Consider the following 14419-nt stretch of genomic DNA (forward strand, 5'->3'; position numbering starts at 1 on the left):
TTCTTATAGGCCATAGTACGGCAGAGAGCAGGCTTTTGATTGGGCAGACGTGATGGGCAGAACACAACTGGAGATTGCTACATATGTTATTGAAGGTGTGAATCCAAGAGGCTGCGGCATGCAGCCGGAGCAGGAGGCATCCATGATGCTGATGGACAATTGGCGGGATAAAGTACTTGAAGTCATCGGGCAGTTCCCCTGGTACAAGGGAATCATTAGCAGTGAGACTACGAACTACAGTCTGCAGAATCTTCCCCTGATGACCGCGGACATTCTTGAAACCCATTATTATAGCAGCACACCAGATGTTTCGCTCGCCGTATACCGGACATCGGGTACAAGTACAGGCCGGCGCAAGGCTATAGTCTACTCAGAAGAAGATGACGCCCATTATATCAATATCAAAACAAAGCTGTTCGGTGAGTTGATTGCAGGAAGCGGATGTACAAGGGCGCTGGCCGATATGGGAACCGGACATGCTGCGAATACGGCGCTGTCCATTTTCGAACGGCTGGGACTTGTCAACAGCTCAATCCCCTTCGAGCTGCCGATAGAGCAGCATATAGAGCGGATTCAGGCATTTAAGCCCGACCTGCTGTATACGATGCCCTCTATTCTGGACCATATCGTATATGCTGCTGATGATCCGCGTTCGCTCGGAATCCGCAAGATCATTCTAGTTGGTGAGATCGCAACAGTGGAGTGGCAGCGGAATATGGCCCGGCTGTTCGGCCTTGAGCCGCAGGACATTACCGATACGTACGGGTCTATTGAAATCGGCACAATCGCGTACTATTCGCATGATCTGGGCCGGTATATCTTTGCTGACGGAATTGTTGCGGAAGTCATCGGAACTGAGGCATTAGGGGAAGGGCTGGACCCTCTGGGAGTTGGAGAAGGCATCCTGGTGCTTACCTCAACTGTCCGCAGGCTGCTGCCCGCTATCCGTATTGTTACCTATGATGTCGTCAGGGATTTCAGGACAGTGAAGATAGACGGGACGGAGAAGCAGAGCTTCGGGTCCATCGTCAAACGGGTGGGCCGCGAGCTGAAGCACGGGGAGAAGATCAGCATCTACGATATTGAACAGGTGGTCTACCGTCATCTCCAGGATGCAATGATCCGGGTCCAGGTCAGCAATAATGCATTAACTGTGTATATCCAGAGCAGATCTGCGGTTCCATCCGCAGTTCCGGCGATCAGGGAAGAAATCAGGGAATGCATTCCGGAAATCGGACTGATGATCCGCAATCATCTGCTTGACGATATTGAGGTCATTCTGGCAGCAAACGGCGGGAAGCTCCAGACCGGACAGGTGAAGAACAAGAAGCTGTATTATCAGAAGGATGGAGTCAATGACAGGGCAGAGCTGAACCTGGATACCGGTATCTTGTCGGCCATCGGCAAGACGCCTTTGATCAGGCTGGACCATATGTTTCCGCGAGGCGGGTTCAGCGTATACGCGAAGATGGAGCTGATGAACCCGGGAGGAAGCGCGAAAGACCGTCCGGCACTGTGGATGATCCGGGAGGCTTGGAAGGAAGGGCTCATCGGGCCGGGTACAGTCATCATTGAATCAAGTTCGGGAAATATGGCGATCAGCCTGGCTATGATCTGCAAATATCTGGGGATGAGCTTCATCAGTGTTGTGGATTCCAGGACGACAGAGATGAATCTTCAGATTCTGAGGGCTCTGGACGCAACCATCGATTATGTTGCCTGTCCCGATCCCGAAACAGGGGAATTTCTGCCGGCCAGACTGAAGCGAGTGCAGCAGCTGCTCGCGGAGGTACCGGGCAGCTACTGGCCGAACCAGTATGCGAACCCCAATAATTATCTGTCCCATTATCATACAACCATGAAAGAGATCGTGGCTGAGCTTGGACAGGTGGATTATCTGTTCTGCGCTGTCAGTACATGCGGGACGATCCGCGGGCTTGCAGAATACGTGAAGGACAACGGGCTGCAGACCCGGATTGTGGCTGTTGATGCGGCGGGCAGCGCAATTTTTGGCGGCAATCAGGAGAAACGGCGGTTCCCCGGACTTGGTGCTGGCATTGTGCCGCCTTTTTGCAGAACAGATCTGATTGACCATATTGTGCATGTTACCGATTCCGATATGGTTCAGAGCTGCCGGGCGCTTGCGCGGAAGGAATCGGTTCTGGCCGGAGCGTCCTCCGGGGCAGTTCTTGCGGCCATTCGGCAGATGAAGCAGGAGCTCCCTCCCGGAGCTGTCTGCGCCGCTATTCTGCATGATAAGGGTGAACGTTATCTCGATACGGTATTCTCGGATTCCTGGGTTCAGAGCCAGTTTGGACAACAGCTCCCGCCAGCAGATGAAGAGTTCCTAACATGACCGCATAAGGAGGAGACAGGTTGCTGTACTTAAATGACCAGGATCTGCAGGCAGTAGGCCTGAATTGGGCTGCTCTTGCAGAATCAGCAGAAGCTGCGGTGCACCTCATCCATTCCGGTGATTATGTGCAGCCGGTAAAGCCCTACCTGAGGTATAAGGATCACCGTAACCGGATCATTGCCATGCCGGCTTATGCCGGGGGGAATGTCAATACAGCCGGGATCAAATGGATTTCCAGCTTCCCTGACAATATCAGGTCGGGTCTCCCGCGTGCGCATAGTATCATCGTATTAAATGACCAGGGTACGGGCCAGCCCTCAGCTATTCTGAACTCGCCGCTTCCCAGCATCGTCAGAACGGCTTCTGTCAGCGGGCTGATGATCCGTCATGTGCTGCAGAGCCGTTCAATGGAGCGGATTCAGCTTGGCATTATCGGCTGGGGGCCTATCGGGCAATATCATTGTCAGATGGCTATGGCTCTGTTCGGAGACCGGATTGAACGGGTTCGTATCTACGATATACGGGGAGCAGACTTGTCAGGAATTCCATCTCCCTACATGGAGCGGATGGAAGTGGCAGAGACGTGGGCGGATGTCTACTTGCATTCTAATATTCTTATCACCTGTACAGTGTCCGATCACCGGTATATTGATCTTCTCCCCGCCAAAGGCATGCTGCTGCTGAATGTTTCACTGCGTGATTACAAGCCGGAGGCGCTGGCTTCACTGAAAGCGATCATCGTCGACGACTGGGAGGAAGTATGCCGGGAGAATACGGATATCGAGCAGCTTCACCTGGAACAGGGGCTGACCCGTTCCGGAACACAGACGCTTGCCGATGTCGTCTGCCGCCGCAGTCTCAGTACATTCGCCGCCGATGATCCAATCCTCTTCTGTCCGATGGGCATGGCTGTTTTTGATATCGCTGTGGCAGTGCATTATGTTAAAAAGGCGAGAGAAATGGGGATTGGGACTGAGCTGGCTTAAACGGTGAATGTCCTGGATCTATGCATAATTTCGTCCCCTCCAGCAAATACCAACAGGAGGGGGATGGATGCCGCATGGAACAACAACAAACAGCCAAAGAGCATAATGAGCCAGAGAGATTGTATCCGGATCTTGCGTTCAACGTAGAACGGATGGAGCTGGAGTTTCTGGGCTGCTCAGATATTATGTACCGGAATTGCAGCATTGACGGGACCAACCGGGCAACACTGATCTATGTGGACGGGATGTGCGATACGCATGCCGTGGATGAATTTGTGCTGCAGCCGCTGCTGGAGCATTTCCGCAGAAGCACTAAGGTCAATGAAGGCAGAGAGGCAGAGCTGAAAGAGGTCTTTATTCCGACGCTGCAAATCCGCATAGTCTATGATACGAAGGAAGTCATCCAGGCTGTTCTGCGCGGGGAGACGGTTATTTTCACAGAGGGCAATGCTTTTGCGATGGTGGCCAGCCTGATCAAGATGGAGAAACGTTCGATTGAGGAGGCTACCTCGGAGAAGGTCGTCCGCGGGCCGCGGGATGCATTCATGGAAACGCTGCGGACCAATACCTCCCTCCTCCGGCGGCGTATCCGCTCCTCCAAGCTGAAGCTGGAAAGTATGACACTCGGCAGTATCACGGAAACGGATGTTGTAATCGGCTATATGGAAGGGATCGTCAAGGAGAGCCTGATCAAGGAAGTGAGAGCCCGTCTGCAAAAAATCCAAATTGACGGGATCATTCATTCCAGCAATATCGAAGAATACATTGAGGATAACGTGTTCTCGCCTTTTCCCCAGATTCAGAATACCGAGCGGCCCGATGTGGCGGTCTCCAGCCTGCTGGAAGGCAAGGTTATTATTATTACGGACAACACGCCGTTTGTGCTCATCGTTCCAATGACCTATTGGTCCGGGCTTCAGGCTGTAGATGATTATACCGACAGATTTATGTATGCCACCTTTGTGCGCTGGATCAGATATACCTTCGTCCATACTTCACTTTTATTGCCTTCCCTTTACGTGGCATTGACCACTTACCATCTGCAGGTCGTGCCTACACCGCTCGTGGTCAGTATTGCCTTTGCCAGAGAAGGCGTTCCACTTCCGGCAGTGTTTGAGGCTCTGATTATGGAGTTTATCTTCGAGGGTCTGCGTGAAGCGGGAATCAGGCTGCCCCAGCAGGTAGGGCCTGCGGTGAGTATTGCCGGAGCCCTTGTCATTGGACAAGCGGTAGTAGCTGCGGGAATCATATCTACACCCATGGTAATCATTGTGTCTCTGACGGGGATCGCTTCTTTTGCTTTTCCGCTGTATAACCTGGGAGCTGCCTACCGGATGCTCCGGTTTCCTCTGCTCATCGCAGCCGGAATTCTCGGCTTCTATGGAATTGTATTGTTTCTGATTATGCTTTCGGTGCATATGGTGACGCTGAAGCCGTTTGGGATACCTTATATGGCGCCTTATGCGCCGCTGTCTATGGAGAATCTGAATGATGTGCTTGTACGTGCACCCAAATATAAGATGCGCAGGCTGATGCCATGGCTGACCAATGGCAAGACTGAGCGGTTCCCCAAACGCACCAAATAACCGGCAGGGAAGGGACGGGGGCATATGTTCAGGAAAATAAGCTCTGTATTCCTCGCCTTATCCCTGATTCTGACCGGCTGCTGGGACCGTCAGGAATTGAACGACCAGGCGATTGTCCTGGGCTGGGGCATGGACTTGATGGAGAACGGAGAATATCTGGCTACGGCCAATCTTGTGCTGCCGCTGGTATCCAAATCAGGCGGTCAGGAAAGCGGAGGACAGAGCAGCACATCCGGGTTCATGACCGAAAGTGCCTTCGGCAAGAACAACAGGGATGCCGAACAGAATATGCAGAGAAAGCTTTCGCGGGTACTGTTTCCGGGACACCGGCGGAATATCTTCATCGGGGAGAAGCTGGCGGAGAAGGGGGTCTTCTCCATCATGGACGAATATGGCCGAAGCCCTATGGTCCGCCCGCGGTCGAATATTTTTGTTGTCAAGGGCGGGACTGCTCAGGAGGCGATGAGCATTGCTTATCAGCTTGAAGCCAATCCGGCAATTGCCGTGCAGAAGATTCAGGAGAAAAGCGGGGCACCCATCAGCCGCTCACTGCTGGACTTCTTCATCATGGCCAATGGCACCGGTTGCGGCGTCATGCCTGCACTCTCGATTGAAACTCCGGAAGTAAATACGGACAAGAAGACACCGGAGGACAGCCCGCCGCAGACGACCTTGAGCTTATACGGGGCGGCTGTTTTTAATGAGAAGCTGAAGCTGGCGGGATATCTGAATTATGATGAATTCTGGGTCAGACTCTGGATTACGAACCAGCTGGCCTTCCGGAATTTCACTACAATTATCAACTCTATTGATGCAGACAAGCCGGGGGGAGCGGCAGCGGATGCCCTCTCTGGAGCAACCAGGGGCAAGACCGTGAGCATTAATGTGGACACCTTCAAGAGTCAAATTACACCGGTTATGACCGGAGCTCTGCCCAAATTCCGGATTCTGCTTGAGGGAAAGGGGTTCATAGAAGAGAATAATTCACCGCTGAACCTCTCCAAGCCGGACAATGTGCAAAAGGTCGAAGTCCGGATGAATCAATACCTTGAAGCGAGGATTAAGAAAGTCTTAACCAAAGTGCAGAAGGATTTCAAATGCGATATCTTCGGATTCGGAGATACGATTCATCACCGCCATCCCTATCAGTGGAAGAAGCTTGCTGCGGATTGGGATACGATCTTTCCGGATATTGATATGGACATTACGGTTAAGCTGGACCTCACCGGGACAGGCCTGACAGGACAATCGCTGCTGCCAACGAGAGACGGCGGTGAAGGGAAATGAAGATCAACAACCGGCAGCTGTTCTGGATGATCATGATGATGGAAATCGGGATCAACCTGCTGATTTCGATGACAGCAACAATTCTTTATGCCAAGCAGGACGCCTGGATCTCCTATATTCTGGCTGGAGGCGCGGGTCTGGTCATTACCTATGTTGCGTCCAAGCTCAGCTCCCGGTATCCCCGGCAGACCTTGATAGAGTACAGTGTGACTATTCTGGGAAAATGGGGCGGCAAGCTGATTGTCATTCCGTTCATTCTCCAATGGTTCTGGGTGATCGGTCTCATTCTGCGCGATGAATTCTTGTTCATACGCTTGAGTGTTCTCTATAAAACACCGGCCTGGGTAGTCATCGGAACGATGCTGGCCGTAGTTATATACACGGTCTACCATGGAGGCATTGAAGCCATCGGCAGGGTCAGTGAGCTGTGGGGGCCGATTCTGATGATTATTCTTGCGCTCACCTTTGCGCTCACTGTCAATAATCTCAATGCGCCGATGCTGCTGCCTGTATATGCAGATACCGGACCGGGACCAATCCTGCAAGGAGCCCTGGCACCGGTCTCGCTGCTGGGCGAATCCGTTCTGCTCATGATGCTGTTTCCCTTTGTGGAGCATCCCGGCAAAGGAACCCGCAAGGCGGTGCTGCTGGGAGTAGCCTTATCCTCGGTAGTGCTGCTGTTTGGCGTATTGTGGGTCATTATGACCTTTGGTCCGGCTGTAAGCGGTCGGCTGCAATTTCCTTTTTTTGAGATGGTCAAGCTGGTCTATCTGATGGAGTTTATTCAGAATATGGATATATTTGTGATGGCGGTGTGGCTGGTCTGCATATTCGTCAAGCTGTCCATCTATATGTTCATTACCAGCTATGGCGTGGCCCAGTGGACCGGCAAGACCGGCAGCTGGAAAAAAATATCCCTGATCGTAGCCGCAGTCTCGTTCATCCTCACCATGCTGGTGATCATTCTGAATCCTCCGGCCGGGCTGCTGCTGAAGGGAGTATGGATCCGTTATGTGCTGCCTGTGAATATGATCGGAATTCCGCTATTCCTGTGGCTGGTTTCGGCTGTGAAAGCAAACTTTCATACCGATATCCGGCGCTAATCTTACTGCGAATGAGAAAAACGCAGAAAAATCCAACAAGCTTGAACAAAGTCGCGAAATTTGCGACTTTTTTGTTTTATTTACGTATATGTATCTCTATATAGACTTAAATACGTAAAAAGGAGCGATGCATCTTGAATTTCATGAATGGGGATGGGAAAAATCCGGTCCCGGGACGCAAGCTTCCCGAGCTGAAACCGGGAATGTATAAGAAGATTGGATTAGGGGTAGCCGCTGCCGCTGTGTTGATTTATATTGGCGCATCTTCATTCTATACCGTGCAGGAGCAGGAACGTGCAGCTATCCTGACCTTCGGCAAATACACGAACGAGTCCTCGGCAGGACTTCATTTCAAATGGCCTTATCCAATACAGGAAGTGATAACGGTGCCTGCGGAACTGACCCAGCGGATACACATCGGGTACCGTCAGGAGGCTGACGGAGCTGTAGCCGTTGAAGATGAGGCGATGATGATTACAGGCGATGAGAACATCGTTTCTGCCGATGCTGTAGTACAGTGGAAGATCAGCAATGTCCGCAATTATCTGTATAACATTGATGACCCGGACAAATTTCTGCGTAACTCGGCCAGCTCCTCCATCCGTGCGGTAATTGGTTCCGAGAAGCTGGATTATGCCATTACAGACGGAAAGACGGTTATTCAGGATAAGGTCCGGGTGCTGCTCGTTGATCTGCAGAAGAAGTACAACACCGGTATTCAGATCATTGATATCAAATTCCAGGATATTGAACCGCCGAGCGGCCAGGTAGAAGAAGCCTTCCGCGAGGTTACCAATGCCCGTGAAGAGAAGAACACGAAGATTAACAACGCCAAGAAATATGAGAACGATATCATCCCTAAGGCACGCGGTGAAGCGCAGGCGCTGATCGAGAGAGCCGAAGGCGAGAAGAAATCACGTATCCTGAATGCGCAAGGGGATGTAGCCCAGTTTAACGCCATATTTGCCGAATACAGCAACAATAAGAGCGTAACCGAAAGCCGGTTGATTCTGGAGACACTGGAGACTATTTTACCTAGCGCCAAGATCTTCATAACCAACTCGGATAGCGATACTGTGAATTATCTGCCGCTGAATGAGCTGATGCGAAGCACTCCGGTCAGCCCGGCTGCTTCGGCCACGCCGCAAGGAGGAGATGCAGAGTGAAAAGAAACCAGATCATCGGACTGATATCAACTATTGTTCTAGCTATTCTGATTGCCGGCTCTTTGTATGTAGTAAAGGAGGGCGAATACAAGGTGGTCCTGCGCTTCGGTGAAGCGATGCGTACCGTTGAGGAGCCTGGACTGAGGCTGAAAATCCCTTTTATCGAGAATGTCTCAGCTCTCCCCAAGTATCAGATGACATACGAAAGCTCACCTACCAGCATTCTGACGAAGGACCAGAAGCCGATTGTGGTTGATAACTATACCGTGTGGAGAATCACCAATGCCTCACAATTCCTGAGAACAGTACAATCGGTAGGCGGCGGGATTCAGCGTATTGATGAAGCGGTATATAACTCCGTGCGGCGCAAGCTGTCGGAAGTCAATTATGAGAATATTATCAGTGAGGACACCGGACGGGGTAACATTAACGATGAGATCACCAATGATGTCATTGCCGCCTTAACCCGTGATAATTACGGGATTGAAGTGATTGACGTACGGATCAAACGTACGGATCTGCCGGAGGAGAACAAACAAAGTGTATACAACCGGATGATATCGGACCGCCAGTCCATCGCCGCGCGTTATCTGTCCGAGGGTGACGAGGAATCCAAGAAAATCACCTCCAAGGCCGACCGTTCCTCAAGAGAGCTGATGGCCCAGGCTGAAGCCGATTCTAAAAAAATCATCGCTGAAGGAGAAGGGGAAGCCGCCAGGATCTATAACCAGGCCTATGGAAAGTCCCCCGAGTTCTATAGCTTCTATCGTACCCTGGAGAGTTATGTGACCACGCTGAAGAATGAGCCGGTTATCATGATACCGATTGATTCGCCATATGCCAAAATATTGATGGGGCAATAACCTCATCTGATTGGTGGGACGTAAATATGAAAGGCCCATGCGATTTTTGCATGGGCCTCTTTGAAATGTCCATGCTATACTGATGGGGAATCTTCAACTATCCCTCATTATAGAATCAAAGGGGATATCACTTATTTTGTAAGGGGTATGTTATGCTTGTTAATTTGCTCATCAATTTTTCATTGCTTACTACGTTTATCTTTTTCGGGGACATGATATTGACCCTCTTAAAAGGAAAGCGGGCGTTCTCCATGCTTCAATTCCATGCTTTATACGGAATCGGGTTTGGACTGTTTGGCATTGTTCAGCTGTATTTTGCTTTTCCTTTAGGCGATGGCACCATTATAGATTTCCGGCAAGTCTCGATTCTGGCAGCCACATATCTTGGCGGGCCTGTTACCGGGATGATTTCGACAAGTTTAATTGCTTTGTTCCGGCTTTTTTTCCTTGGTGAAATTAATGAAGCGACCCTATTAGGCGTTGTAAATATCGCGATTACTTTTCTGGTGGGCGTTTTTGCTTTTTCGCTTAAAATCCCGGATTTTTACCGGTGGCTGGTTGCAGCTTGCGGTATGGTCATACTCTCCACCTGTATACTACTTCCGCTGGTAGGCTGGACTAACATAGGCACGATTCTTTTATTTGACATGATTTGTTTTATGGCATGCCTGTTTAATTATCTGCTCATTAACCACCTGAAGAGATCCCATGACGCTTTAGAAATGTTTAAAGAGGCTGCAGAGCGGGATTTCCTTACGGGACTCCATAATCCCCGGTCCTTTAATCTGATTTTCAAAAAAACGGCGGAAATAAGCGCGCTCCAGAATGAAGCGTTCTCTCTGCTGTTAATAGATATCGATCATTTCAAGGTTGTTAATGATACATACGGTCATGCGGCCGGAGATGTGGTTCTGTCTAAACTCGCGGATATTCTCCAGTCCGGTATCCGTATACGCGATTATTGTGCACGTAAAGGTGGGGAAGAGTTCGCGGTTCTGCTTCTGCGGTGTACGGCAGATAAAGGCATGATGGTCGCCGAGAAGCTGCGTACCTCGGTTCAAGACAGCATCTTTGTACTTCCTGACCAGTCCCAGCTAAGGATTACGATTTCTGTAGGGGTTTCTTCTTTTCCGGAATCTGCCCCGGCAGAAATGCTGGAGAAAGCCGACGAAGCTTTATATGAGGCTAAAGGAAAAGGCAGAAACCAGGTTTGCTATGCTGAACCCCAGCTTACATAAACTCGGTGGTCAGTCAGGTGGTTAACGGACGGGCGTATAGCGGAGTACAACGACGCCGGAGCCGAAGGTTGTGGTTTCGCTCAGCTTCAGATCCAGCCGGTCACGGACTCCCCCTAACAATTGGGGACCATGACCGGCAACGATTGGCTGTACCAGGATGTGATATTCATCCACCAAGCCTAGCCCTGCCAGAGTAGAGCCGAGGCCGGGACCGCCGTTAACGACCAGGCTCTTTCCTTCTGCAGTAAGCTGCTGCACTTCCTCTGATACTGTCCCCGTTAGCAAAAAAGAGTTCTGCCACGACAACTGATCCAGCGTCCGCGAGAAGACATACTTGGGTTTCCGGTCGAGCTTATGTGCAAAGTCGACCAAAAATTGTGGTCCTGCACCGCTAATAGCAATGGCTGGCCAAGCGCTTTCCATCAACTGGTAGATTTTACGTCCCATAAGCAGGCCATTGGCCTGGTCCATCAAATCCACCGTATACTGGTGGAGCTCCTCATTCGCTATCACCTGCGTGTGGTCACAGCAACCGTCCAGCGTCACATTCATCTGCAGGATTACACGCCCCATATGCAGCCTCCTTATGTTCCTTTTTAGCCTGCCGGATACAACTTTAGTTTAACGGAGGTGGGTGGACCAAACAAACCCGCCCTTTAGCTTAATTATCAGAATAACAGCTATTGACATTCCACTACTACGTGATACTATGTAGTAGTAGTTAGTGATACTGAATACCAGTCATACAGAGTAGTGAGGAGGAATTGTGCTGGATAATCTGACGGAAATGCTGAAGGGCGTGCTTGAAGGATGTGTCCTTGAAATTATAAGCCGCAAAGAAACCTACGGTTACGAAATTACTAGGCAACTGAATACCCTCGGCTTCAGTGATGTGGTAGAGGGAACGGTGTACACCATTCTGATCCGGCTTGAGAAGAGCAAGCTGGTAGATACTTCTAAGAAACCTTCCGATATGGGCCCGCCGCGCAAGTTCTTCGCGCTTAATAATGCGGGGCGTGAAGAGCTGCAGAAATTCTGGGGCAAGTGGGAGTTCGTATCCTCCAAAATGAACGAGTTAAAGGAGAGAAAACAATGAATTTTTGGGAAAAAATCACCGGCAGCGACATGACCAAAGAATTCAAAAATTTCGAGCTGCGGGTCACAAAGCTCCCGGCTGATTATCAGGCGGCCTGGAAACAAATTAAAGACGGGCTTTGGCCGCACTCCGATCTCACCGGCCGCAATCTTATGCCCATTCTTGACGGTGTGCTTGGCCTTCTGGAAGAAACGGCGGCAGACGGACAGAATGCAAGGGAAGTGTTAGGTGATGATATCAAAGGCTTTTGTTCCGCACTGGCCGGCGAAGAAGGGGCAAAGTCTTACCGCGACAAGTGGCGCCAGGAGCTGAACAATACTATTGCCAGAAAATTAGGGAAATAGGAGGAGGAGGAGACAATGAGAATACGGGATATAATTGAGGGCAAAAAAGAGTGGCGGGCGCATGTTGCGCGTGTTAAAGCACTCCCGCAGGATTACCAGATTGTTTACAAAGAGCTGCAAAAGTATCTTTTCAAGGTCGGTCCGGTGGAGCTCACAGAGGGGACGGATCTGCTCTCGGGAATTGTGGATCTGTTTGAAGAGGGCGCCGCCCTGGGAAAAGGAGTGCTTGAGGTCACGGGCAGGGACGTAGCAGCTTTCTGCGACGATCTCATTAAAGATTCCAAAACCTACGCTGATATCTATCAGGAACCTGTAGACAAAGAAGTGGCCAAGGCGATGAAAAAGGCTATGGATAAAACCAAGTGAAAGGGGGAAACAGAGATGGGTAATGCAATAGAAGTAAAAGGTCTGCGAAAGTCCTTCAATAATATAGAAGTTCTGAAAGGTGTCAATTTCGAGGTGCGGCGCGGCGAAATTTACGCGCTGCTCGGTTCCAATGGTGCGGGTAAGACAACGATTGTCAGAACCCTCACTACACTGCTGAAACAGGACGGGGGAAGTGCCACCGTCAACGGCTTTGATGTCGCCTCGAAGCCTGATCATGTACGCGAGTCGATCAGCCTGACCGGACAGTTTGCCGCCGTTGACGAGATATTGACCGGCCGTGAGAACCTGATCATGATCGCCAGGCTCCGTCACCTGAATCATCCGCATCAGATAGCGGACGATCTATTGAAGCGGTTCGGCCTGACCGAAGCCGGGAGCCGCAGGGTGTCTACTTATTCGGGCGGTATGCGCCGGAGACTGGACATCGCCATGAGCCTTGTAGGAGAGCCGCAGCTTATTTTTCTCGACGAGCCGACCACCGGACTTGACCCCGAAGGACGGGGCGAAGTCTGGAAGACAGTCAAAGAGCTTGCCGCTAAGGGCACGACCGTATTTCTGACCACGCAGTATTTGGAGGAAGCCGAACAGCTGGCCGATCAAATTGCCATCCTGCATGAGGGCAGGATCATTGCGAACGGCACACTCGCCGAGCTGAAGAAGCTGTTTCCGCCTGACAAGGTGGAGTATGTGGAGAAACAACCCACATTAGAAGAGATATTCCTCGCCATCACCGCTAAAAAGGAGGGAAAGTAAATGGAAATGACAGTGAGACACTTCTTCAGTGATATGAGCGTAATGCTTGGACGTTCCATGCGCCATATTATCCGCAGCATGGATACCATCATCACAGTCACCATCACTCCGATCGCTATGCTGCTCCTGTTCGTTTATGTGCTCGGCGGGGCCATTCAGACCGGCACGGACAACTATGTGAATTACCTGCTGCCCGGCATCCTGCTGATTGCAATTGCTAGCGGCATCTCCTATACAGCTTACCGGCTGTTCATGGATATGCAGAGCGGCATTTTCGAACGGTTCCACTCGATGCCGATTGCACGTTCCGCAGCGCTCTGGGGGCATGTGCTGACCTCACTTGTGTCCAATGCGATTTCGGTTGCCGTCATCATCCTTGTAGGGCTCCTTATGGGCTTCCGCTCTCCGGCTGGAGTATTGTCATGGCTTGCCGTGGCCGGTATACTGGCGCTGTTCACGCTGGCCCTGACTTGGATCGCGGTGATTGCCGGACTGTCCGCCAAATCGGTAGACGGCGCAGGTGCCTTTTCTTACCCGCTAATCTTCCTTCCCTTTATCAGTTCCGCATTTGTGCCTACTGAAACGATGCCGCGCGCTGTCCGTATTTTTGCTGAGAACCAGCCGGTAACTTCAATAGTGGAAGCGGTCCGCGCCCTGCTGGCAGGGCAGCCTGCCGGACATGACATCTGGACTGCACTTGCCTGGTGCCTGGGGATAATGATTGCCGCATATCTGTTTGCGATGCGCGTATATAAACGAAAGGCGGCGTGAACGGCTGCCCGGTTTCTGATATCAAAAGCATGGCGCCTTCCCGAACCTTCCGGGACAGGCGCCATTTCTGCTTGCAGACGGTTAAGTATTGTCTCAGTGTTCCTCTCATATCACCCCAAATCCGGAATTGTTGTATAAATGCAGGATTTTACCTTTTTCAAGCGGCTTAGCCGAATTATTCTTGTATTTTATACAACAATCCTCCCGGATACCTAACTATCCATGATCCAAAGTTGTAAAACTTACAACATTTATGTCTTCTACAGTGTTTACTGAAAAGTCTCCATTCTGCGGCAGCACCCTCTGCCCATATATATTCTGTGAATCTAGTGAGCTTAATCTATATTTTTCACCCTTTCCTTTGGTAATTCAGGTTATAATGACCATGTATATTGCAGGATATTGGGAAGGCTATAGCCACTAAGCCAGAGATTCTGTGATTTTACATCCCATTAACATGCTTCATATGTTCGCGTGATATAA

At 50.7% G+C, this 14419-nt stretch carries 14 protein-coding genes; 13 read left to right on the forward strand and 1 reads right to left on the reverse strand.

The features are described from left to right. Positions 1-52 precede the first annotated feature (52 nt). The 8 genes from sbnA to R50912_RS12805 all read left to right on the forward strand — a co-directional run bounded on the left by sbnA (position 53) and on the right by R50912_RS12805 (position 10585). Entirely contained in the window at positions 53-2356 is a 2304-nt protein-coding gene (sbnA, locus tag R50912_RS36350; RefSeq protein ID WP_331281914.1) for a 2,3-diaminopropionate biosynthesis protein SbnA, read from the forward strand. Positions 2357-2376: 20 nt separating this feature from the next. Further along, complete coding sequence (locus R50912_RS12775) at positions 2377-3342, forward strand: ornithine cyclodeaminase (RefSeq protein WP_042235270.1); 966 nt, start codon at positions 2377-2379, stop codon at positions 3340-3342. Positions 3343-3416: 74 nt separating this feature from the next. Next, the gene (locus tag R50912_RS12780) at positions 3417-4928 is read left to right on the forward strand and encodes a spore germination protein (protein ID WP_042235272.1); all 1512 of its coding nucleotides are present in this window, start codon (positions 3417-3419) and stop codon (positions 4926-4928) included. 24 nt (positions 4929-4952) lie between these two features. Next, positions 4953-6215 (forward strand): Ger(x)C family spore germination protein, encoded by a 1263-nt coding sequence (locus R50912_RS12785; protein WP_042235274.1) that lies wholly within the window; start codon positions 4953-4955, stop codon positions 6213-6215. Further along, positions 6212-7318, forward strand: a complete 1107-nt coding sequence (locus R50912_RS12790; protein ID WP_042235276.1) for a GerAB/ArcD/ProY family transporter — start codon at positions 6212-6214, stop codon at positions 7316-7318. The genes R50912_RS12785 and R50912_RS12790 overlap by 4 nt, the downstream gene beginning before the upstream one ends. Before the next feature lie 143 nt (positions 7319-7461). Further along, positions 7462-8484 (forward strand): FtsH protease activity modulator HflK, encoded by a 1023-nt coding sequence (hflK, locus tag R50912_RS12795; RefSeq protein WP_081956793.1) that lies wholly within the window; start codon positions 7462-7464, stop codon positions 8482-8484. Next, positions 8481-9347: a protease modulator HflC gene (gene hflC, locus R50912_RS12800; protein WP_042235277.1), complete on the forward strand. Its 867-nt coding sequence runs from the start codon at positions 8481-8483 to the stop codon at positions 9345-9347. The genes hflK and hflC overlap by 4 nt, the downstream gene beginning before the upstream one ends. A 251-nt stretch (positions 9348-9598) precedes the next feature. Next, positions 9599-10585: a GGDEF domain-containing protein gene (locus tag R50912_RS12805; RefSeq protein ID WP_197073079.1), complete on the forward strand. Its 987-nt coding sequence runs from the start codon at positions 9599-9601 to the stop codon at positions 10583-10585. Positions 10586-10606: 21 nt separating this feature from the next. Here the strand turns inward: R50912_RS12805 and R50912_RS12810 are convergent, their stop codons facing one another. Beyond that, on the reverse strand, positions 10607-11158 hold the full coding sequence (locus tag R50912_RS12810; protein ID WP_042235280.1) for a dihydrofolate reductase family protein: 552 nt from the start codon (positions 11156-11158) through the stop codon (positions 10607-10609). A gap of 214 nt (positions 11159-11372) precedes the next feature. Here R50912_RS12810 and R50912_RS12815 point away from each other — a divergent pair, with 214 nt between their 5' ends. The 5 genes from R50912_RS12815 to R50912_RS12835 are packed head-to-tail and all read left to right on the forward strand — an operon-like array spanning position 11373 to position 13936. Beyond that, complete coding sequence (locus R50912_RS12815; protein WP_269322111.1) at positions 11373-11681, forward strand: PadR family transcriptional regulator; 309 nt, start codon at positions 11373-11375, stop codon at positions 11679-11681. After that, complete coding sequence (locus R50912_RS12820; RefSeq protein ID WP_042235283.1) at positions 11678-12025, forward strand: DUF1048 domain-containing protein; 348 nt, start codon at positions 11678-11680, stop codon at positions 12023-12025. The genes R50912_RS12815 and R50912_RS12820 overlap by 4 nt, the downstream gene beginning before the upstream one ends. Positions 12026-12040: 15 nt before the next feature. After that, a complete protein-coding gene (locus tag R50912_RS12825) occupies positions 12041-12391 on the forward strand; it encodes a DUF1048 domain-containing protein (protein ID WP_042235285.1) in 351 nt (116 codons plus the stop codon). 15 nt (positions 12392-12406) lie between these two features. After that, entirely contained in the window at positions 12407-13165 is a 759-nt protein-coding gene (locus R50912_RS12830; RefSeq protein ID WP_042235287.1) for an ABC transporter ATP-binding protein, read from the forward strand. Next, complete coding sequence (locus R50912_RS12835) at positions 13166-13936, forward strand: ABC transporter permease (RefSeq protein WP_042235288.1); 771 nt, start codon at positions 13166-13168, stop codon at positions 13934-13936. Positions 13937-14419 lie beyond the last annotated feature (483 nt).

Origin of the sequence: Paenibacillus sp. FSL R5-0912 (genome assembly GCF_000758605.1) — a bacterium.
GTDB lineage: Bacteria > Bacillota > Bacilli > Paenibacillales > Paenibacillaceae > Paenibacillus_AQ.

Excerpts from the sequence above, each read along its gene's own strand:
- R50912_RS12805 (WP_197073079.1), top strand. The coding sequence starts at position 9,599 with ATGCTTCAATTCCATGCTTTATACGGAATCGGGTTTGGACTGTTTGGC.
- R50912_RS12790 (WP_042235276.1), top strand. The coding sequence starts at position 6,212 with ATGAAGATCAACAACCGGCAGCTGTTCTGGATGATCATGATGATGGAA.
- R50912_RS12825 (WP_042235285.1), top strand. The coding sequence starts at position 12,041 with ATGAGAATACGGGATATAATTGAGGGCAAAAAAGAGTGGCGGGCGCAT.
- R50912_RS12785 (WP_042235274.1), top strand. The coding sequence starts at position 4,953 with ATGTTCAGGAAAATAAGCTCTGTATTCCTCGCCTTATCCCTGATTCTG.
- R50912_RS12820 (WP_042235283.1), top strand. The coding sequence starts at position 11,678 with ATGAATTTTTGGGAAAAAATCACCGGCAGCGACATGACCAAAGAATTC.
- hflK (WP_081956793.1), top strand. The coding sequence starts at position 7,462 with ATGAATGGGGATGGGAAAAATCCGGTCCCGGGACGCAAGCTTCCCGAG.
- sbnA (WP_331281914.1), top strand. The coding sequence starts at position 53 with ATGGGCAGAACACAACTGGAGATTGCTACATATGTTATTGAAGGTGTG.
- R50912_RS12830 (WP_042235287.1), top strand. The coding sequence starts at position 12,407 with ATGGGTAATGCAATAGAAGTAAAAGGTCTGCGAAAGTCCTTCAATAAT.
- R50912_RS12780 (WP_042235272.1), top strand. The coding sequence starts at position 3,417 with ATGGAACAACAACAAACAGCCAAAGAGCATAATGAGCCAGAGAGATTG.
- R50912_RS12835 (WP_042235288.1), top strand. The coding sequence starts at position 13,166 with ATGGAAATGACAGTGAGACACTTCTTCAGTGATATGAGCGTAATGCTT.
- R50912_RS12810 (WP_042235280.1), bottom strand. The coding sequence starts at position 11,158 with ATGGGGCGTGTAATCCTGCAGATGAATGTGACGCTGGACGGTTGCTGT.
- R50912_RS12815 (WP_269322111.1), top strand. The coding sequence starts at position 11,373 with ATGCTGAAGGGCGTGCTTGAAGGATGTGTCCTTGAAATTATAAGCCGC.